Here is a 20,569-nt window from a genome sequence, read left to right as displayed (position 1 = left end):
CCGCCGCCACCGTCCATCGGTCGTTGCCGCCTCGCGGGCGGCCCAGTAGAAACCGGGGTGGAAGTTACCGCCCAGTAAGCGGATCGACGTGCGGGAGACCGCACCAGACCACGGGGAGAGACCATGCCGCCCACCAGCCGTACCGCCCCTCCCGGCCGCCGGGACTCCCGGCGGCCGGCCCGCTCGGCCCTGCTCGCCGCCCGGCAGCGCGAACGCGACCGGCTGCCGCCCTACTGGTTCGCACACCGGCTGGTGCTCGTGCTCAGCGGTCTGCGGCCGGTGCATCTGCTGCTCGGCCACACCCGCGACGAGGCGTACGAACAACTGGTCCGGCTCGCCCCGCTGACCCCGCTGCGGTCGGCACAGGCGGGCGGACCGGCTCCGGTGGTCCGGGAGGTCGGCTGGTCGCAGCCCTGCCCCGGCGCGGTCGAGGCGTTCGCCCGGATCGCCGCCGGCGACCGGCTGCGCGCTGTGGCCTTCCGCCTGGAGCGCTCCCGCGACCGGCGCTGGCTGTGCTCCGCCGTCGAACTCGACACCGTGTCCTGACCGGCGGGACCGCCCCGACCGCCCCGACCGCGCCGTGCGGAACGCGGGGGCCCGTGCGGCCCGGGGAACACCGCGGGGCCGGGTGTCCTCCTCGGACACCCGGCCCCGGACCGGCCTCGAAGCGGACCGCCGCCCGGCGTGCGGCGGCGGTCGCCGGGTCACTTCTTGCGGCGGCGGCCCTTCTCCTTCTGGGCCCTGCGGCGCTCGGCGCGGGTCATGCCGTCCGCGGGCGAGCGGACCGGGCCGCCGTCCTCGCCACTGGCGAAGTCGCCCTCGACGACACCGCCCTCGCCGTCCACGGTCGGCGCGGAGAAGTGCAGCCGGTCCGGACGCTGCGGGGCCTCCAGGCCCTTGGCCCGGATCGCCGGGCGCCCGCCCGCGGCGACGGCCTCCTCCTGCGGGGCCTTCTCCAGGGAGGGGGCGGGTCCGGCCTCCTCGACCGGCACCTCCTCGACCTGCTGCTCGACCTGGACCTCCAGGTTGAACAGGTAGCCGACGGACTCCTCCTTGATGCCGTCCATCATCGCGACGAACATGTCGTAGCCCTCACGCTGGTACTCCACCAGCGGGTCGCGCTGCGCCATGGCGCGCAGGCCGATGCCCTCCTGGAGGTAGTCCATCTCGTACAGGTGCTCGCGCCACTTGCGGTCGAGGACGGAGAGGACCACACGGCGCTCCAGCTCGCGCATGATCTCCGAGCCGAGCTGCTTCTCGCGCTCCTCGTACCGCTCGTGGATGTCGTCCTTGATGGCGTCGGCGATGAAGTCCGCCGTGATGCCGTCGCGGCCCCCGGCGGCCTCCTCCAGGTCCTCGACGGTGACCGTCACCGGGTAGAGCTGCTTGAAGGCGCCCCACAGCCGGTCCAGGTCCCACTCCTCGGCGAAGCCCTCGACCGTCTCGGCCTGGACGTACGCGTCGATGGTGTCGTCCATGAAGTGGATGATCTGCTCGTGCAGGTCCTCGCCCTCCAGGACGCGGCGGCGCTCGCCGTAGATGACCTCGCGCTGCCGGTTGAGGACCTCGTCGTACTTCAGGACGTTCTTGCGGATCTCGAAGTTCTGCTGCTCGACCTGCGACTGCGCCGAGGCGATGGCGCGGGTGACCATCTTGTTCTCGATCGGGACGTCGTCGGGCACGTTGGCCATGGACATCACACGCTCGACCATCTGCGCCTTGAACAGCCGCATCAGGTCGTCGCCGAGCGAGAGGTAGAAGCGGGACTCGCCCGGGTCGCCCTGGCGGCCGGACCGGCCGCGCAGCTGGTTGTCGATGCGGCGCGACTCGTGCCGCTCGGTTCCCAGCACGTACAGGCCGCCGAGGTCGACGACCTCCTCGTGCTCCGCCGCGACGGCCTGCTCGGCGCGCTCCATGGCCCCGGGCAGGGCCGCCGCCCACTCCTCGGCGTTCTCCACCGGGTCCAGGCCCTTGGCGCGCAGCTCGGTCTCGGCGAGGTCGTCCGGGTTGCCGCCGAGCTTGATGTCGGTACCGCGGCCGGCCATGTTGGTGGCGACCGTGACGGCGCCCTTGCGGCCCGCCTGGGCCACGATCACGGCCTCGCGCTCGTGGTTCTTGGCGTTGAGCACCTCGTGCGGCACACCGCGCTTCTTCAGCTGCTGCGACAGGTACTCGGACTTCTCGACCGAGGTGGTGCCCACCAGGACCGGCTGGCCCTTCTCGTGCCGCTCGACGATGTCGTCGACCACCGCGTCGAACTTGGCGACCTCGGTGCGGTAGATCAGGTCCGACTGGTCCTTGCGGATCATCGGCCGGTGGGTCGGGATCGGCACCACGCCGAGCTTGTAGATCTGCTGGAACTCTGCGGCCTCGGTCATGGCCGTACCGGTCATGCCCGAGAGCTTGTCGTAGAGGCGGAAGAAGTTCTGGAGGGTGATCGTGGCGAGCGTCTGGTTCTCGTCCTTGATCTCCACCCCCTCCTTCGCCTCGATCGCCTGGTGCATGCCCTCGTTGTAGCGGCGGCCGGCCAGGATGCGGCCGGTGTGCTCGTCGACGATCATGACCTCGCCGTCGAGGACGACGTAGTCCTTGTCCTTCTTGTAGAGCTCCTTGGCCTTGATCGCGTTGTTGAGGTAGCCCACCAGCGGGGTGTTGACCGACTCGTAGAGGTTGTCGATCCCCAGCCAGTCCTCGACCTTGGCCACGCCGGACTCGTGGATGGCGACCGTGCGCTTCTTCTCGTCGACCTCGTAGTCGCCCGTCTCCGGCTGCTGCTTGAGCGGGTTGGCGGGCTCGCCGCGTTCCAGGCGCTTCACCAGCTTGGCGAAGTCGCCGTACCACTTGGTGGCCTGGTCGGCCGGGCCTGAGATGATCAGCGGGGTGCGGGCCTCGTCGACGAGGATCGAGTCGACCTCGTCGACGATCGCGAAGTTGTGGCCGCGCTGCACCAGCTCGTCCTTCGACCACGCCATGTTGTCGCGCAGGTAGTCGAAGCCGAACTCGTTGTTGGTGCCGTAGGTGATGTCGCAGGCGTACTGCTCGCGGCGCTGCGCCGGGGTCATGTTGGCGACGATGCATCCGACCGTCAGCCCCAGGAACTTGTGGACCCGGCCCATCATCTCGGAGTCGCGCTGGGCCAGGTAGTCGTTGACCGTGATGAGGTGGACGCCCTTGCCCGACAGGCCGTTGAGGTACGCGGGCAGGGTGCCCACCAGCGTCTTGCCCTCACCGGTCTTCATCTCGGCGACATAGCCCATGTGCAGGGCGGCGCCGCCCATGATCTGCACGTCGTAGTGGCGTTGGCCGAGTACGCGCTTGGCCGCCTCGCGGACCGTCGCGAAGGCCTCGGGCAGCAGGTCGTCCAGGGACTCTCCGTCGGCGAGGCGCTCCCTGTACTCGTCCGTGAGCGCCCGCAGCTCGGCGTCGGTGAGGTTGACGAAATCCTCTTCGATCGACGACACCTGGTCCGCGATGCGGTGCAGTTTGCGCAGGATCTTGCCTTCACCTGCACGCATGATCTTGCCGAAGACGGACACGTAGGCTGGCTCCTTGCCGGTCGGGCCGGGCACGGTCTGGGTGCTCTGGCACGGCGGGCCTCTTCCTTGCGTCGGGCCCAGCCGCACCGGCCATCGTATGCGAGGGGCACCGGCCCCTGTACCCCCCAACGTGCCGGAGACTCGGAAGGTGCCGGTTCCGCCCGATTGGATGACCGGCACAATCATCTCCATGCGACCCGTCACCCTCGGCACCGAGCGCCTCCTGCTGCGTCCCTTCCAGCCGCAGGACGTTCCCGCCGTCCACGCCGCCTGCCAGGACCCGGACATCCTGCGCTGGACCACCCTCCCCCAGCCGTACGAGCGGCGGCACGCGCAGGAGTTCGTGCTCAACATCGGCCCGGCGGGCTGGCGCGAGGACACCGCGTACAACTTCGGTGTCTTCACCCGTGACGGGGAGCTGGTGGGCTCGATGGGGCTGGTGCGCATCACACCGCCCGGCCCGGAGGGGCGCCTGGCGGAGCTGGGCTACTGGACGGCCAAGGAGTGGCGGGGCCGCGGGTACACCGTGGAGGCCGCGCGGGCGGTGGCCGACTGGGCCTTCCGCGAGCTGGGCGTGGAACGGCTGGAGTGGTTCGCCGAGGCCGGGAACACCGGATCGCGGGCCGTGGCGGAGCGGCTGGGCTTCGTGGTGGAGGGCACCCTGCGGGCGCGGATCACCTTCCGCGGGACCCGGCGGGACGCCTGGGTGGCGTCGCTGCTGCCCTCGGACCGGGGGCTGACGGCGGCCGTGCCCTACCTGCCCGCGCCGTAGGAACCGCGCCCGCCGCCGGCGGGATCCGCCGACGGGCTCCGGCCGTTCCCGGGTCCGCTGTCGGTGGCAGGCTCTATCGTCGGGCGCATGACCACCGTCTCACTCTCGCTCTCCGCCGACGAGGCCCGCCGGATCGCGCTGCGCGCACAGGGACTGCTGGGAGCCCCGGACCGCCGGGCCGGGGTGGAGGGGGTGCTGCGCCGCCTGGGAGCCGTGCAGCTGGACACCATCTCGGTGCTGGCCCGCTCCCACGAGCTGGTGCCGTACGCCCGGCTGGGCGCGGTCGGCCGCGACACGGTGGAGGCGGCGTACTGGACGGGAGGGCGCGCCTTCGAGTACTGGTCACACGCCGCCTGCGTCCTGCCGGTCGAGGAGTGGCCGTACTTCGCGTTCCGGCGCCGGGCGTTCCGGGCCAGGGGGCACCGCTGGCACCGCATGGAGGACTCCGAGCGCTCCTGCGCCGCCGTACGGGACCGGCTGAAGGCCGACGGCCCGCTGACAGCCACCGAGCTGGGCGGCGCGAAGAACGGCGGCGAGTGGTACGACTGGTCCGAGACGAAGATCGCGGTGGAGTGGCTGCTGGACACCGGCGAGGTGGTCTGCGCCGAACGGCGCGGCTGGAAGAGGGTGTACGACCTGGCCGAGCGCGCCGTCCCCGGCGAGCTGTTCCACGACGACCTGAGCGACCACGAGTGCCTGCGCCGGCTGGTCGCCCGGGCCGGGCGGGCGATGGGTGTGGCCACCCGCGCGGACCTGGCCGACTACCACCGGCTGAAGGGCGAGCAGGTCGACGCGGTCGTCGCCGGTACGGGCCTGGTGCCGGTGGAGGTGGCGGGCTGGGGCAGGCCCGCCTGGGCGGACCCGGCGGCGCTGGAGGCCGAGTCGTCCGGAGGCCGGGGGCGGCACCGCACCACACTGCTGTCGCCGTTCGACTCGCTGATCTGGGACCGCGGGCGCACCGAGAGGATCTTCGGTTTCACCCACCGGCTGGAGGCGTACGTACCCAGGGCGCGGCGGATACACGGCTACTTCGCGATGCCGCTGCTGTCGGGGGGACGGCTGCTGGGCCGGGTCGATCCGGCCCGCGAGGGAAGGACGCTGGTGGCGCGGCAGGTGTCGATGGCGGGGCGCGGGGCGGTGGAGCCGATGGCACGGGCACTGCGGGAGGCGGCGGGGTGGGTGGGCTGCGACGCGGTCCGCGTCGAGCGCTGCGACGACCCGGCGCTGGCCGCGGCCCTCACCGCGGCCCTCGACTGACGCGCCCGGCCCCCTTGGTGCGCCCGGTCCGCCGCGGGCATGTGCGGCGGACCGGCCCGTCTCACCTGATCTCCAGGATCTTCTCCCGCATCGCGTAGACCACGGCCTCCATCCGGGAGTGGAGCTGGAGCTTCTCCAGGATGTTGCGGACGTGGTTCTTCACGGTGTTCTCGCTGATGAAGAGTTCCCTGGCGATGTCGCGGTTGTTCATGCCGGTGGCCACGAGCTTGAGCACCTCCAGCTCCCGGTCGGTCAGGCGCGGCGCGGGCACCAGCCGCTTCTCGTCGGTGCGCTGGATCATCGACTTGAACTCGGTGAGCAGTTTGGCCGCCATCGACGGGCTGATCTGCGACTGCCCGTCGGCGACCGCGCGGATCGCGGTGGAGACCTCGTCGGTGGAGATCTCCTTGAGCAGGTAGCCGGTGGCCCCCGCCTTGATCGCGTCGTAGAGGTCGGCCTCCTCGTCACTGATCGTCAGCATGATGATCTTCGCGCTGGGGGCCACCTCCTTGATCGAGGTGCATGCCTCGATACCGCCGCGCCGGGGCATCCGCACATCCATCAGCACGATGTCGGGAAGCAGGTCGGCGGCCTTGTCCACGGCCTCGGCCCCGTCCCCCGCCTCGCCGACGACCTCGATGTCCTCCTCCTGTGCGAGGACGATCTCCAGTCCGCGTCTGAAGAGGGCGTGGTCGTCGACGACCAGGACTCGGATGGGCTCCTTGCGCAGGTCCGCCGCCCCCGTGGCCGCGGGGGCGGCGCCGCGGCCACCGTCCCGCGCACCGGGCGCCACCGGCCCGAAGCTGTCCGCCATCGTTCCTCCCCCTGCAGCCAGGCTACGCAGCGTCAACCGGCCGATGCAGGGCGCCGGTTGGACGTGGCCATGATTCCATGCCCCCGCCCCCGGCCGAATTCCTCGTTCGGCCGGGGGCGGGTCCGGTGCGCGGTGTCAGCGACTGTTATCAGCCACCCAGAGCGCCTCCGGCGCCCTGCGGTGCCTCCTCCACGAACGGATCGGGTTCCAGATGGATGACGCCGTAGTCGTAACCGTGCCGCCGGTAGACGACGCTCGGCAGCTTGGTCTCGGAGTCGATGAACAGGTAGAAGTCATGCCCGACCAGCTCCATCTCGTACAGGGCCTGGTCCAACGACATCGGGGCCGCCGCGTGGGTCTTCTCCCGGACGACCAGGGGGCCCTCCCCCTGGACCTCCAGCGGTCCCACCCTGGTGGTGGCGGGCGGTTCCTCAACCGCCGTGCGCTGCGGTCCGAGCCGGCCGTCCTCGCCGATGGTCGCCGCGTTCGGCACGGTCACGGCCACGTCGCGCGCCGGGATCCGGTGGTGGCCGTTCCCCTTCCGCGCGGAGACCCGCTTCTCGTGCTGCCTGCGCAGCCGCGACTCCAGCTTCTCCGTGGCCAGATCCAGCGCCACGTAGGGATCGGCCGCCGCCGCTTCGGCGCGGATCACCGGACCGCGGGAGCGCAGTGTGATCTCGACCCGGTCGGAGCGGTCGGCCTGACGCGGGTTGGGCTCCTTGGACACCTCGACGTCGAGGCGGATCGCCTTGGCGTCGATCTTCTGGATCTTGTCCAGCTTGAGCTTGTCGACCACGTGCTTGCGGAACCGCTCCGGCACCTCTGTCTTACGGCCCTTGACGACGATGTCCACGCAGAACTCCGTTCCCGGGCGCCTCCGCAGCCTGAGCGGCGAAGCACGCCCTTTGTGCACTGAGTCCGAAAGGTACGGGCTCCTGCCCGTCACCGTTCGGCCCTACGTCGGGTTGCGACTTTCACCTCCTCCTCCCCGGTCGGGAAGATCACCATCCTCCCGTTTCCGGGGGAACGGCCAGCAAAGCCGGGCGAACGCCATGGAGCGCACATGTCCCGCCGTACGGAACGACTCTCGCCATTCCTCACAACCGAACCTACCTCCGCCGGGGGAAACTCGGCACCCCCTGTCGGCACGTACCTCCGATCGTGGGCGGCTTCGCCCTCACGACGGGAACCACGGAGGGGAGGGAGGGCCCTCCCGCCGGCGGTTCCACCCGTACGGACCACACTGCCCATTCCCGGCCGGGGTACGCCCCCGCGAACCGCCTGCCGGGTGAGCGCCCGCACACCGGTGCGGGAGCGGCGGGCGGGGCGGGCGGGGCGCACCGTGGCAGACGCGGCGCTAAGGGGCGTCGGGCCGTGCTGCCGCCACCACCGCCGCGCCGGCCACCGCGCCGCCCGCCCGGCTCAGTGCCCGCGCCGCCTCCGCCAGCGAGGCGCCCGTGGTCACCAGGTCGTCCACCACGACCACCGGGCCCTGCTCCAGCAGCCGCCCCGCACCGGCTGCCGTGTCCAGTGCGCCCGCCAGGTTGGCCAGGCGCCGCCGGGCGTCCAGCCCCGCCTGGTCCGCCACGGTGCGCCGCTGCCGCAGCACGGGCAGGACCCGTGCCGGCCGGCCGGCGCGTCTGAGCTCACCGGCCGCCGCCAGCGCCATCCTCCGTACCGGGTCGTGGCCGCGCGCCGCCACCGAGCGCCGTGCCGAGGGCACCGGCACCAGCAACAGCGGTCCCGCGCTCCCCCGTGCCGCTCCCCCCGGTGCCACTTCCTCCGGTGCCACTTCCTCCGGTGCCACCTCTTCCGCCGCCGCCCGCACCGCACCGGCCAGCACCGCCCCCAGCGGAGCGGCCAGCCGCAGCGCGCCGCGCTCCTTGTGCGCGAGCAGCACCGCCCGCACCTCGTCGGCGTAGGCCAGGCACGCGTGGACCGGCGGCAGGCCGTCCGGTGGCGGGTCCGGCCGCACCCGCCACGGGCGGGAACCGCGCAGCAGCCCACCGCACCGCGCGCACAGGCCGGTGCGCGGCAGGCCGCACCCGGCGCAGTCGGCCGGCAGCACCAGATCCGTCAGCTCCCGCCACCATTCCCGCATACCGAACATACCGGGATGACTACCCCGGGTAGACAGGCATCGACCCCTCGTCCGTGACCAGTTCCCACTCGGCGCGATCAAGCCGGGCGATGCCCTCCCCGGTGTCGGCCAGCAGCGGTTTGTCGCCGTTCTCCGAGGCCGCCACACCGGTCACCCCGTTGAGCCCGGGCAGCGTCGAGGGGCCGGCCGAGGAGCCGTCCGTCGCCGTGTAGCGCAACTGCTGTACACCCTTGGACTCCCGGCCGACGACCACCAGCCTGCTGTCACCCGCCCAGGAGGCGTCCAGCACCTCCTCCATCCGCGGCGCTATGGGCCGCAGCCCCTCCACGGTCGCCCGGGGATCCCCGTCCTCGGACTCCTCCCGCTCGATGCGTCCGAGCCGGAGGGTCGTCCGGTCCCCCTCACTGACCAACAGCGCCATGCGCACACCGTCCGAGGAGACCCTCAGCGCCTCGATCCGGCCGCGGCCGAGACCGGCCACCTCGACCTCTCTCGCCTCCTCCTGGCCCCCGCGCAGCCACAGCAGCCGGGGCCTGTCCGGATCGCGGTCGGCCACCCACAGATCACCGAGTCCGTCCCAGCTCGGAGCCGTCAGCCCGTCCTTCTCCCGCTGCGCGCCGCTGATCACGACGGGGTCGCCGAGTCCGGTGTCGGCGGTGAGCGGGGCGACGAACAGCGACCGGCCGTCCAGTGACACCCCCGCACCGCGCTTCTCGTCCCGGCTCACCGAGACCGCGCCCATCCGGGTCCGCCCCGTGCCGAACGGGCCTCCGACGGGCGCGGTCCGGTCGCCGTCGCCCAGCACCACGGCCAGCCGGTCGCGGTTGTCGACGAAGTACTGGCCGCCGCCGTCGCCGCCCAGCCGGCCCGGCGCGTACGCCTCGGCCTCGTCCGCGGTCAGGGAGCACAGCTCCGTGCCGCCCTCTCCCCTGGTCAGCCGGACACGGGAGGTCCTGGCCGACACCTGGCCGTCCACGGTGTGCAGCACCTGGGCGGCCATCCGGTCGCACTGGGCGCTGCCCACCCTGAGCGGCCGCTCACGCCCCTTCCCGTCGCGCACGACCAGCGGAACGGTCAGCGTGCCGGAGTCGTTCGGGGAGACCCTCGCGCCGTGGGCGAGCCGCGTGCCCTCGGGGAAGGCCGAGCCGACCACCGGGGCCAGCCAGCCGGTCGGGCCGTCCAGCAACGCCTCCACCGCCTCGGTCAGCGGGTCTATGCGCTCCCGGACGTAGACCGGATCGGCGACCAGGACATCGTCGCCCCGCGTCACCGCGCCGGTGTCCGGACCCAGGTCGGCGTAGTGGTAGGTGTTGACCGACTCGTAGTTGCGCTCGAAGTCGGCCTCGGCCACCACCAGCCCGTCCGGCAGCCGGTCGATGCGCCACTCCCCGCCGACCCGGACGAGGTGGAACGTCTCCCGGTACGTCCCGTCGCTGGGCTGGTGGGCGTGCTCGCTGTCCACCAGCGCGACGGTGGGACCGGTCACCTCCAGGGTGGTACCGCCCTCCTCACCGGCGGGGGGAGGACCGGAGGCGAACACGGTGGGGGCGACGTCGAGCACCGTCGTACGGGCGAAGGGGTCCCAGCCGTGCGCGGCCCTGCCGGTGAGGTACTCGCGGGCGGTGGCGAACTCCGGCTCGTCACTCGTGGTGGCCTCCAGGAAGCCGCGCACGATCTGCCAGGGCTCCGCGCCCTTGCGCGGGCTCACTCCGAACACCCGTGCCTGGGAGTCGGTGTCGGCCCGGGAGAGGGGGTCCACTTTGCGGACCTCCCCTTCGGAGGGCATCGAAGCGCACCCGGCGAGCAGCAGGACGAGAGCACCGAGCGCCGCAGCGGACCCGCGGCGCGTACGGGAGGAGCGGGGAGGGCGGAAGCCCTCGCTCGGACGCTCAGTCGCCTTGCCGGTCGCCATGTCCACCCTGCTCCTCCTCCGGTTCCGTCGCCGTCCGGCTCCGCGCCTCCGACTCTCCGCTGCCCGGACCGCCCGAACCGCCCTGGCCGCTCCCGGCGGCCCCGGACTTCCCCGGCGGCGCGGCGGCGACGCCGGGCGACCGGTGCGGCTCCCGCACGGCCCCCGAGGACGGGGCCGGGTGCGGCACGGAGGCGTGTGCCCCGCCGGACGGGGCGCGGGCCGCCTCTCTCCGGCGGCGGGAGTCGGCCGGCTCCAGGGGGATGGGCGAGCCGCGCAGCGGCTCGCCCGCGATCCGCGGAATGGTCAGCCGGAACTGCGAACCGCCACCCGGCTCGCCCCAGGCCTGCAACCAGCCACCGTGCAGCCTGGCGTCCTCGACCGCGATGGACAGGCCCAGGCCGGTGCCGCCGGTGGTGCGGGCACGAGCCGGGTCCGCGCGCCAGAAGCGGTTGAAGACCCGGTTGGCCTCGCCCGGCTTGAGACCCACCCCGTAGTCGCGCACCGCCACGGCCACCGCGCCGTCGCCCGAGGCGAGCCGGACCACGATGTCCCGGCCCTCGCCGTGCTCGACCGCGTTGACCACGAGGTTGCGCAGCACGCGCTCGATGCGCCGGGCGTCCGCCTCCGCCACGACCGGCCGCTCGTCGCCGTGGACCAGGAAACGGCTGCCCTTGCGCTCGGCCAGCGGCTCCGCACCCTCCAGAACGCGCCTGACCACATCGCGCACGTCCACCGGATCGGCCTCCAGCGCGGCCGCCTTGGCGTCGAAGCGGCTGATCTCCAGCAGATCCGCCAGCAGCGACTCGAAGCGGTCCAGCTGCCCCAGCAGCAACTCGGCCGAGCGGGCCGTCACCGGGTCGAACTCGTCGCGCGCCTCGTGGATGACGTCGGCGGCCATCCGCACCGTGGTGAGCGGGGTGCGCAGCTCGTGGGAGACGTCCGAGACGAAGCGGCGCTGCATCCGGGACAGCTCCTCCAGTTGCTGGATCTTCGTCTGGAGATTCTTCGCCATCTTGTTGAACGCCTCGCCCAGCCGGGCGATGTCGTCCTCGCCGCTGACCTTCATCCGCTCCTGGAGACGTCCGGCGGCGAGCCGCTCGGAGATCCTGGCGGCCATCCGGACGGGAGTGACCACCTGGCGCACGACGAGCCAGGCGATGGCGCCCAGCAGCACCACCACGAAGACCCCGGCGGTGGCGAGGGTGCCCTTGACCAGGCTGAGGGACTTCTCCTCCTGCTGGAACGGGAAGAGGTAGTACAGCTGGTACGGGTCGCCGTTGGGGTCGTTCAGGCGTTTGCCTATGACCAGCGCGGCCTCGGTCCGGCCGCCCTCCAGCACGATCGTGCCGTACTGCTCGTAGGTGTCGGGGCTCTCGTCCAGCGCCTCCCGCAGCTGCGGCGACACGCTCTCCTCGGGCTTGAGGTCGAAGGACGCACGGGGTCCGTGGCTGCCCGACCCCTCGTCCGTGCCGAAGGTGTCCGGTCCCTCCTCGGAGCTGAGCGCCACCAGGTAGTAGACCCCCTGGCCGCCGCTGGCGAGCTGCGTCACCAGGTCGTTCAGCCAGGTGCCGGTGTCCTGGCGCCCGCCGCGGACGTTGCCGGCGCCCCCCGAGGCCGCGTCGTCGGCCGCGTCGTCGGCCAGCTGCTCGGCCACCGCGAAGCCGCCGGCGGCCTGGCTCCGCGCGGCCTGCTGCTTGGCGTCCAGGAGCCCGTTGCTGACCTGGCCGATGACGACCAGGCCCAGCAGCAGGACGACCGCGAGGGACATCAGCAGCGTGGCGGTCACCACCCGTAGCTGGATGTTGCGCCGCCACAGCCGTGCCACGGCCAGCAGCGGGCGCCGTACCCAGCGGACGAACATCCGGAACAGGGGGTGCGCCCGGCTGCCCGTCGCCCCTTCGGACAGCAGCCCGTCCGGGAGGAATCGACCGCCACGCCACATGTCAGCTTGGTCCGGCCTTGTACCCCACGCCGCGTACGGTCACCACGATCTCGGGCCGCTCCGGGTCCTTCTCGACCTTGGATCGCAGCCGCTGCACATGGACGTTGACCAGCCGGGTGTCCGCCGCGTGACGGTAGCCCCACACCTGTTCCAGGAGCACCTCGCGGGTGAAGACCTGCCACGGCTTGCGGGCGAGGGCCACCAGCAGGTCGAACTCCAGGGGGGTCAGCGCGATGGACTGCCCGTCGCGCTTGACCGAGTGCCCCGCCACGTCGATGACCAGATCGCCGATGGCGAGCTGCTCGGGCGCGGGCTCCTCCGACCGCCGCAGCCGCGCCCGGATGCGGGCCACCAGCTCCTTGGGCTTGAACGGCTTGACGATGTAGTCGTCGGCTCCCGATTCCAGGCCCACCACCACGTCGACGGTGTCGCTCTTGGCTGTGAGCATGACGATCGGCACCCCGGACTCGGCGCGGATCAGCCGGCACACCTCGATGCCGTCCCGGCCCGGCAGCATCAGGTCGAGCAGCACGAGGTCGGGCTTGGTCTCGCGGAAGGCGGCGAGGGCCTTGTCTCCGTCCGACACGAACGACGGTTCGAAGCCTTCGCCGCGCAGCACGATGCCGAGCATCTCTGCCAGTGCGGTGTCGTCGTCGACGACCAGGACGCGTCCCTTCATGCGTCCATCATCCCATTACCCGATCGTGACTTTTCCCGGGGTGACGGTGAGGGCGAGCACAGTTCGGCCAGCGCGTCCCCCGTGACCGGTGAGACCACCCCCCGCTCGGTGACGATCGCCGTCACCAGTTCCGCCGGAGTGACGTCGAAGGCCGGGTTGTACGCCTGCGCACCCAGCGGAGCCACCGGGATGCCGCTGCCCGGCTCCGCCCCGGCCCCCGGCACCGTCGGCGGCGCGAACTCCGTCACCTCGTGGCCGGGCCGCTGCTCCACCTCGATCGAACCCCCGTCGGCCGTCTCCAGGTCCACCGTGGTCATGGGCGCTACCACCACGAACGGCACATGGTGGTAGCGGGCCAGTACCGCCAGCGGATAGCTGCCGATCTTGTTCGCCACCGAGCCGTCGGCCGCGATCCGGTCCGCGCCGATCAGCACCGCGTCCACCTCGCCCGCCGCGAACAGCGAACCGGCCGCGTTGTCCGCCAGTACCGTGTAGGCCATGCCCTCCCGGGCCGCCTCGTACGCCGTCAGCCGCGCCCCCTGGAGCAGCGGCCGGGTCTCGTCCACCCACAGCCTGCGCAGCTCGCCGGCGCGGTGCGCGGCCCGCACCACCCCGAACGCGGTGCCTCCCCCGCCGGACACCAGCGCCCCGGTGTTGCAGTGGGTGAGGACGCGGTAGCCGCCGCCCGGCAGCAGCTCGCCCAGCAGCGCCAGGCCGTGCGCGGCCATCCGCTCACTCGCCGCGGCGTCCTCGCGGTGCAGCGCGCGGGCCTCGGCCAGCGCCGCGGCGGCCGCCCGCTCGTATCCCGCGCCGCCGTCGGCGGCCACCCGGAAGGCCCGCTCGGCCCGGCTCACCCCGTACCCGAGGTTGACCGCGGTCGGACGCGCGTGTCTGAGCTGCTCGGCCGCATCGGTCACGTCGTACCCGCGGGCGGCCGCCAGCGCGACGCCGTACGCGCCCGCCAGCCCCAGCAGCGGAGCCCCGCGCACCGCGAGCGAGCGGATCGCCTCCACCAGGGCGGGCACGTCGGTGCAGACGAGTTCGACCTCCTCGGCGGGGAGCCGGGTCTGGTCGAGCAGCACCACCACCGGCCCCTCGGGGGGTTCCTCCCAGCGCAGCGAGGGAACGGGAACCGGTACGTCACCGGGTGCCGAAGCCGTGGATCGTTCCTCAGTCTGGTCAACCATTCGGACAGTCTGCCCCTTCTCCCGGCCATCAGTCGAAGGCAGCCGGGAGCCACGGGGCCCGCGCCGTTCCGCGGCGGCCCATGGCACGATGGCTGCCAACCAGCCGATACATCCCCACGAACAGGCCGCGAGAACACGAGGTGAACCGCTGTGAGTGACTCTCCGGGCTGGGCCTCGCCCGGATCCTCCCCCTCCGATCCTCCCCCCGCGTCCGGTGGGAGCACATCCGGCGGTGGTACTTCCGGGCAGCCCGCCGACAAGGTGCCCACGGACAGGACCCCGCCGCGGCAGCCGCCCGCGAGCTGGTCGCCGCAGCAGCCGCCCGCCGCCCCGCAGGGCTGGGGCGCTCCCCCTCCCCCGCCGCCGGGCGGACCCGGCTGGGGAAACTGGAACCAGCCGCCCGCGGCCAAACCCGGCGTCATCCCGCTCCGTCCCCTGGGCGTGGGCGAGATCCTGGACGGGGCGGTCTCCACCGCACGGGCCCACTGGCGGACGGTCCTGGCCATATCGCTCGCGGTCGCGATCATGATCCAGCTCGCCTCCACCGTGGCCACCGGCGTCTGGATGCGGGACAACAGCGGCCTCCAGGCACTGGAGACCAAGGCCGAACCGACCAGGGACGAGCTGCTGGACGCCTTCAGCGGTACGTTCAGCGCCCTGGGCGTCGAACTGCTGGCCTCCCTGATCGGCACGGTCATCGCCACCGCGATGCTCACCGTGGTGGTCAGCCGCGCCGTTCTGGGCCGCCCGGTGTCCATCGGGGAGGCCTGGCGCGACTCCCGGCCGCAGCTCGCCCGCCTGCTCGGACTGACGCTGCTGGTGGGGCTGATCGTGACCGCTGCGGTCACCCTGGGCTTCCTGCCCGGCATCCTCCTCGGCGCGGCGGGGTCGGAGCTGGCCGGCATAGGCATCGGCCTCCTCGGCGGCATCGCGGGCACCGTGGCGGCCGTCTGGCTGTGGGTCCGCTACTGCCTCTCCGCGCCAGCCCTCATGCTGGAGCGGCAGGGTGTCCTCGCCTCCCTCCGGCGCTCCGCCAAACTCGTGCGGAACTCCTGGTGGCGCATCTTCGGCATCCAGCTCCTCACCGTCGTGCTGGTCTCCATGATCGGGATGATCATCCAGCTTCCCGCCTCCTTCCTGGCCCCCGTACTGAGCGGCGACGGCATCGAGAGCTTCATGACCGGCGGCATCGCGGACATCACCTGGACCTACCTGATCGTCATCGGCATCGGAGCGGTCCTCGCCTCCACCGTCACCCTCCCGCTCAGCGCGGGCGTCACCGCCCTCCTCTACATGGACCAGCGCATCCGCCGCGAGGCCCTCGACCTCGAACTCGCCCGCGCCGCGGGGATCCCCGGCCATGAGCGGCACACCGACGGCACCACCCCGGGGAACTGATGTGGTGACGCGGTCCGCGGGCGTGCGCACGGCGGTACGGGAGACCTCGTTCGCCATGCGCTCCGACAACTCGGACGGCTCGGACGACGGGGTGCCGGTGACGATCCCGCGCACCCCGGCGCGCGAGGCCGCCGAGGACGAGTTGTCCAAGCCCATGTACCACGAGAACGACCCGAGCCTGCTGCGACGTCTTCTCGACTGGGTGTGGGAGCGGATCGGCGACCTCCTCGACGCCGCCGCGGAGGCCACCCCCGGAGGCTGGGTCGGCCTCATGGTCGTCGCCCTGCTCGTCGTGCTCCTCCTGGTCGGCCTGCGGCTGCGCATGGGCGCGCTGCGCCGCGCGCCCGGATCCGCAGGGCGCGGTGAACTCTTCGACGACCGCCCGCGCAGCGCCGACGAGCACCGCGCCGAGGCCGAGCGGTACGCCTCCGCCGCCCGCTGGAGCGAGGCCCTCCAGGAGAGGATGCGCGCCCTCGTCCGCTCCCTGGAAGAACGCGCCCTGCTCGATCCCCGCCCCGGCCGCACCGCCGACGAGGCCGCGGCCGAAGCCGCCCGGGTCCTCCCGGACCACACCACGGCCCTGTACGCCGCCGCCCTCGCCTTCGACGAGGTCACATACGCCGAACGCCCGGCCGACCAGGCCGCGTACCTGAGGCTGCGGGACCTCGAGGAAGCCGTCCGGCACAGCAGGCCCCGCCTGGCCGGCGACCGTCCCGCACCCGCGGCCCCCGGCGGAGGCGCCGTATGACGACCGCACCGTCCACGCCTTCCACCGGCGCGGCCACCTCGGTATCGCCCACCGCACGCCAACTGTGGGGGCGCGCCCGCGGTCTGCTGCTGGCGGCTGCCGTCCTGGCGCTGGCCGGTCTGGTCATCGCCGCCCTCCGCTCCGGCGAACAGCACGGACTGCTCGACCCCCGCTCCGCCGACCGCTACGGCAGCCGCGCCACCGCGGAACTCCTCGCCGACCGCGGCGTGGACACCACCGTCGCCACCGGCATCACCGAGGCCACCGAGGCGCTGGGGCCCGATACCACACTGCTGGTGGCCAACCCCGACCTGCTCAGCACACGTCAGCAGTCCGCGCTGCGCGCAGCCACCTCCGACAGCGGAGGCCGCACCGTCCTCCTGGCCCCTGGCCCCGCCTCGCTGGGCGCCCTGGCCCCGGACGTACGCGCCGTGGAGCCCACCTCCGTCGAAGTGCTCCGCCCCGGCTGCGACGCCCTGTACGCCCGGCGCGCGGGCGCGGCCGAACTCGGCGGCATCACCTACACCACCTCCGCCGCCTCGGTCGAGGCCTGCTACCCCAGCGGCGAGCTGCCCACCCTGCTGCGGCTCCCCGCGGAAACCGGCGACGGCGACACCGTGGTACTCGGTGCCCCGGACCTGCTGTACAACCACCGCCTCGACGACCACGGCAACGCCTCGCTCGCCCTGCAACTCCTCGGCTCCCGTCCCCATCTGGTCTGGTACCTCCCCTCCCTGGACGACGCCACCGCCACCGACGGCGGCAACGAGAGCTTCATCGACCTCATCCCCTCCGGCTGGAGGTGGGGCGCCCTCCAGCTCGCGATCGCCGCGGTCCTCGCCGCACTCTGGCGGGCCAGGCGCCTGGGTCCTCTCGTCCCCGAACGGCTGCCCGTGGCCGTCCCGGCGTCCGAGGCGACCGAGGGCCGTGCCCGCCTCTACCGCCGGGCGAACGCGCGCGAACGCGCCGCCGAAGCCCTGCGCTCGGCCACCCGCACCCGGATCGCCCCTCTCGCCGGCGTACCCACCGCACAGGCCCACCGCTCCGAAGCCCTGTGCCCGGCCGTCGCCGCCCGCACCGGAGACGACGCCATCCAGATCCACGGCCTTCTGTTCGGCCCGGCCCCCGCCGACGACGAAGCCCTCGTCCGGCTCGTCGAACGGCTCGACCTCCTCGAACGCCGCATCACCCCATCTCCGAGAGACAAGGACCGCACCCCGTGACCGCCCCCTCCGCAGACAGCGCCCGCGCCGCCCTCGAGGCTCTGCGCGGCGAGATCTCCAAGGCCGTGGTCGGCCAGGACGCCACCGTCACCGGACTCGTCGTCGCCCTGCTCTGCCGCGGACACGTACTGCTGGAGGGTGTCCCGGGCGTCGCCAAGACCCTCCTCGTGCGAGCCCTGGCCGCCACACTCGAACTCGACACCAAGCGTGTCCAGTTCACCCCCGACCTGATGCCGAGCGACGTCACCGGCTCGCTCATCTACGACAACCGCACGGCCGAGTTCTCCTTCCAGCCCGGTCCGGTCTTCACCAACCTGCTTCTCGCCGACGAGATCAACCGCACCCCTCCGAAGACGCAGGCGTCCCTGCTCGAAGCCATGGAGGAGCGGCAGGTCACCGTCGAGGGCACCGCACGCAAGCTCCCCGACCCCTTTCTGGTGGCCGCCACCCAGAACCCCGTCGAGTACGAGGGCACCTACCCTCTCCCCGAGGCCCAGCTCGACCGGTTCCTGCTCAAACTCCAGGTATCGCTGCCTTCCAGGGAGGAGGAGATCAAGGTTCTCTCCAGGCACGCCGAGGGCTTCGACCCCCGCGACCTCACCGCCGCCGGCGTACGCCGCGTGGCCGGCCCCGCGGAACTCGACGCGGCCCGGGCCTCGGTCGCCAAGACGTCCGTCTCCCCCGAAGTCGCCGGCTATGTCGTCGATATCTGTCGTGCCACCCGTGAATCCCCTTCGCTCTCCCTGGGCGCCTCACCCCGCGGTGCCACCGCGCTGCTGTCCACCGCCCGAGCCTGGGCCTGGCTCACCGGACGCGACTACGTCACCCCCGATGATGTGAAGGCACTCGCCCTGCCCACCCTGCGGCACCGCATCCAGCTACGCCCCGAGGCCGAGATGGAGGGCGTCACCGCTGACAGCGTGATCTCCTCGCTGCTCGCCCATGTTCCCGTGCCCCGCTGAGGCGACACGGACCGACCGATGGCTCTCACCGGACGTACAGCCCTTATCGCCGCCCTCGGCGCGCTCCTCGTCGGCTTCCTGCTCCCGAGCTGGACCGGCCTGCTCGCCGTCGAACTCACCCTGCTACTCGCAATCCTGTACGACCTGGGACGTGCGACACCAGTCCGAAAGCTCCTTTTCACCCGTTCCGGTGATACATCAGTTCGACTCGGTGAGTCCGCCGAAGTCCGGCTCATCGTCACCAACCCCGCCGGACGCCCGCTCCGCGCACACCTCCGCGACGCCTGGCCACCCGGCGTCTGGGCCGCCGGCTCCGAAATCGCCGCCTCCCGGCACCGGCTGACCGTGCCCGGCGGGGAACGCCGCCTCCTCACCACCCGGCTGCGCCCGACCCGGCGCGGCGACCATCACGCCGCCCGCGTCACCGTACGCTCGTACGGCCCGCTCGGCCTCGCCGCCCGCCAGGGCAGTCACTCCGTCCCCTGGACGGTGCGCGCCCTGCCCCCCTTCAGCAGCCGCAAGCACCTCCCCGCACGGCTTTCCCGGCTCCGCGAACTCGACGGGCGCACCAGCGTCCTCACCCGCGGCGAGGGCACCGAGTTCGACAGTCTCCGTGAGTACATCCCGGGCGATGACACCCGGTCCATCGACTGGCGTGCCACCGCCCGTCAGAGCTCCGTCGCCGTCCGCACCTGGCGCCCCGAACGCGACCGCCGCATCCTGGCCGTCCTCGACACCGGACGCACCTCGGCCGGCCGCGTGGGTGACATCCCGCGCCTCGACGCCGCGATGGACGCCGCACTGCTGCTGGCCGCCCTGTCGGCCCGCGCGGGCGACCGTTTCGACCTCCTGGCCTACGACCGCCAGGTGCGCGCCACGGTCCGGGGCCGCACCGCCCACGATCTGCTGCCCGCCCTGGTCACGACGATGGCACCGCTCGAACCGGCACTGATCGAGTCCGATGCCCGGGGCATGGCCTCGACCGTCCTCCGCAACGCTCCTCAGCGCTCGCTCGTCGTCCTGTTCACCGGCCTTGACCCCTCCCCTGTGGAGGAGGGCCTGCTCCCCGCCCTCCCACTCCTCACCCAGCGCCACACGGTCGTGGTCGCGTCGGTCGCCGACCCTCGCATCGAGGAGATGGCCGCCGCGCGCGGCACACTCGACGCCGTCTACGGAGCCGCGGCCGCGGCCCGGACGCAGGCCGAACGCCGCCACACCGCGTCCCGGCTCCGCCGCCACGGCGTCACCGTCGTGGACGCCACCCCCGACGAACTCGCCCCGGCCCTGGCCGACGCCTACATCGCCCTCAAGGCCGCCGGCCGCCTCTGAGCCCTCAGCGCCGAGGCCTGGGCAGCTCCAGCTCGTGAGCTGTGAACGCCGAAGCCCGCCGGAAACCACGGCGGCGGTGGAAGGCCTCCGCCCGGGGTGGAAGGCATCCGCCCGGTGATTGTCCTCGTGGCAGGTACGGCCGGACCCCGTTCACCACCGGGCGGACCCATCACCACTCGACAGCCGCCTCGAAGAGCTGCCGCCAGTCCCGTACCCCGCTGCTCAGGGCTCATATAGACGCCGACCAATTGCTCACCGTCGGCAGCTCTCCGCCGATCCTGGCGACACGGCGTGCGGGCCTCAACGCGAAAAAGCCTCGGTCTCCGAGTCATAAACTCGAAGACCGAGGCTTCACAAATTGTTCGGCGGTGTCCTACTCTCCCACACGGTCCCCCATGCAGTACCATCGGCGCTGAAAGGCTTAGCTTCCGGGTTCGGAATGTAACCGGGCGTTTCCCTCTCGCTGTGACCACCGAAACACGATGAAACAACAACCGCCGGCCGGCGGGTCGTGGTCTCAGAACCCACACAGTGGACGCGAACATCTACGGTCAAGCCCTCGGCCTATTAGTACCGGTCAACTCCACCCCTCACGGAGCTTCCATCTCCGGCCTATCAACCCGGTCGTCTCCCGGGAGCCTTACCCCCTCAAAGGAGGTGGGAGTCCTCATCTCGAAGCAGGCTTCCCGCTTAGATGCTTTCAGCGGTT

At 72.4% G+C, this 20,569-nt stretch carries 16 protein-coding genes and 2 rRNA genes; 8 read left to right on the top strand and 10 right to left on the bottom strand.

Annotation, left to right across the window (positions count from 1 at the left end; translation table 11 throughout):
- Positions 1-123: 123 nt before the first annotated feature.
- Positions 124-546, top strand: coding sequence for an Rv3235 family protein (locus tag BM237_RS13065; RefSeq protein WP_093849786.1), 423 nt, complete (start codon positions 124-126; stop codon positions 544-546).
- Between the two features lie 158 nt (positions 547-704).
- Here the strand turns inward: BM237_RS13065 and secA are convergent, their stop codons facing one another.
- A complete protein-coding gene (gene secA, locus BM237_RS13060; protein WP_093850001.1) occupies positions 705-3,536 on the bottom strand; it encodes a preprotein translocase subunit SecA in 2,832 nt (943 codons plus the stop codon).
- A gap of 190 nt (positions 3,537-3,726) precedes the next feature.
- Here secA and BM237_RS13055 point away from each other — a divergent pair, with 190 nt between their 5' ends.
- Both BM237_RS13055 and BM237_RS13050 read left to right on the top strand, forming a co-directional pair.
- The gene (locus BM237_RS13055) at positions 3,727-4,308 is read left to right on the top strand and encodes a GNAT family N-acetyltransferase (protein WP_093850000.1); all 582 of its coding nucleotides are present in this window, start codon (positions 3,727-3,729) and stop codon (positions 4,306-4,308) included.
- 87 nt (positions 4,309-4,395) lie between these two features.
- Positions 4,396-5,565, top strand: a complete 1,170-nt coding sequence (locus BM237_RS13050; protein WP_093849785.1) for a winged helix-turn-helix domain-containing protein — start codon at positions 4,396-4,398, stop codon at positions 5,563-5,565.
- Between the two features lie 61 nt (positions 5,566-5,626).
- Here BM237_RS13050 and BM237_RS13045 read toward each other — a convergent pair whose 3' ends face one another.
- The 7 genes from BM237_RS13045 to mtnA form a co-directional block, all read right to left on the bottom strand.
- Entirely contained in the window at positions 5,627-6,379 is a 753-nt protein-coding gene (locus tag BM237_RS13045; RefSeq protein ID WP_093849784.1) for a response regulator, read from the bottom strand.
- A gap of 148 nt (positions 6,380-6,527) precedes the next feature.
- Entirely contained in the window at positions 6,528-7,232 is a 705-nt protein-coding gene (hpf, locus tag BM237_RS13040; RefSeq protein ID WP_093849783.1) for a ribosome hibernation-promoting factor, HPF/YfiA family, read from the bottom strand.
- A 504-nt stretch (positions 7,233-7,736) separates the two neighbouring features.
- Positions 7,737-8,489 (bottom strand): ComF family protein, encoded by a 753-nt coding sequence (locus BM237_RS30305; RefSeq protein ID WP_342746232.1) that lies wholly within the window; start codon positions 8,487-8,489, stop codon positions 7,737-7,739.
- A 10-nt stretch (positions 8,490-8,499) separates the two neighbouring features.
- Positions 8,500-10,392 (bottom strand): LpqB family beta-propeller domain-containing protein, encoded by a 1,893-nt coding sequence (locus BM237_RS13030; RefSeq protein WP_093849998.1) that lies wholly within the window; start codon positions 10,390-10,392, stop codon positions 8,500-8,502.
- Positions 10,370-12,334: an MtrAB system histidine kinase MtrB gene (gene mtrB, locus BM237_RS13025; RefSeq protein WP_093849782.1), complete on the bottom strand. Its 1,965-nt coding sequence runs from the start codon at positions 12,332-12,334 to the stop codon at positions 10,370-10,372. The genes BM237_RS13030 and mtrB overlap by 23 nt, the downstream gene beginning before the upstream one ends.
- Position 12,335: 1 nt before the next feature.
- On the bottom strand, positions 12,336-13,013 hold the full coding sequence (gene mtrA, locus BM237_RS13020; protein WP_014061181.1) for a two-component system response regulator MtrA: 678 nt from the start codon (positions 13,011-13,013) through the stop codon (positions 12,336-12,338).
- On the bottom strand, positions 13,010-14,200 hold the full coding sequence (mtnA, locus tag BM237_RS13015; RefSeq protein ID WP_093849781.1) for an S-methyl-5-thioribose-1-phosphate isomerase: 1,191 nt from the start codon (positions 14,198-14,200) through the stop codon (positions 13,010-13,012). Before mtnA ends, mtrA begins: the two co-directional genes overlap by 4 nt.
- Positions 14,201-14,350: 150 nt before the next feature.
- Here mtnA and BM237_RS13010 point away from each other — a divergent pair, with 150 nt between their 5' ends.
- Genes BM237_RS13010 through BM237_RS12990 form a run of 5 tightly spaced genes read left to right on the top strand, consistent with a single transcriptional unit; the run spans position 14,351 to position 19,860 of the window.
- On the top strand, positions 14,351-15,598 hold the full coding sequence (locus BM237_RS13010) for a DUF7847 domain-containing protein (RefSeq protein ID WP_093849780.1): 1,248 nt from the start codon (positions 14,351-14,353) through the stop codon (positions 15,596-15,598).
- 55 nt (positions 15,599-15,653) lie between these two features.
- The gene (locus tag BM237_RS13005; protein WP_093849997.1) at positions 15,654-16,346 is read left to right on the top strand and encodes a DUF4129 domain-containing protein; all 693 of its coding nucleotides are present in this window, start codon (positions 15,654-15,656) and stop codon (positions 16,344-16,346) included.
- Positions 16,343-17,569, top strand: coding sequence for a DUF4350 domain-containing protein (locus BM237_RS13000; protein ID WP_093849779.1), 1,227 nt, complete (start codon positions 16,343-16,345; stop codon positions 17,567-17,569). Before BM237_RS13005 ends, BM237_RS13000 begins: the two co-directional genes overlap by 4 nt.
- Positions 17,539-18,531 carry an AAA family ATPase gene (locus BM237_RS12995; protein WP_093849996.1) on the top strand — a complete coding sequence of 331 codons (993 nt, stop codon included), beginning with the start codon at positions 17,539-17,541 and terminating at the stop codon, positions 18,529-18,531. Before BM237_RS13000 ends, BM237_RS12995 begins: the two co-directional genes overlap by 31 nt.
- Positions 18,532-18,549: 18 nt before the next feature.
- The gene (locus tag BM237_RS12990) at positions 18,550-19,860 is read left to right on the top strand and encodes a DUF58 domain-containing protein (protein WP_093849778.1); all 1,311 of its coding nucleotides are present in this window, start codon (positions 18,550-18,552) and stop codon (positions 19,858-19,860) included.
- A 360-nt stretch (positions 19,861-20,220) separates the two neighbouring features.
- Here the strand turns inward: BM237_RS12990 and rrf are convergent.
- Positions 20,221-20,337, bottom strand: a 5S ribosomal RNA gene (gene rrf / locus BM237_RS12985).
- 70 nt (positions 20,338-20,407) lie between these two features.
- A 23S ribosomal RNA gene (locus BM237_RS30530) occupies positions 20,408-20,569 on the bottom strand; the annotation flags it as partial.

It is taken from the genome of Streptomyces mangrovi (genome assembly GCF_900114215.1).
Lineage (GTDB): Bacteria > Actinomycetota > Actinomycetes > Streptomycetales > Streptomycetaceae > Streptomyces > Streptomyces barkulensis.
This window is presented reverse-complemented; position numbering and strand designations above follow the sequence as displayed.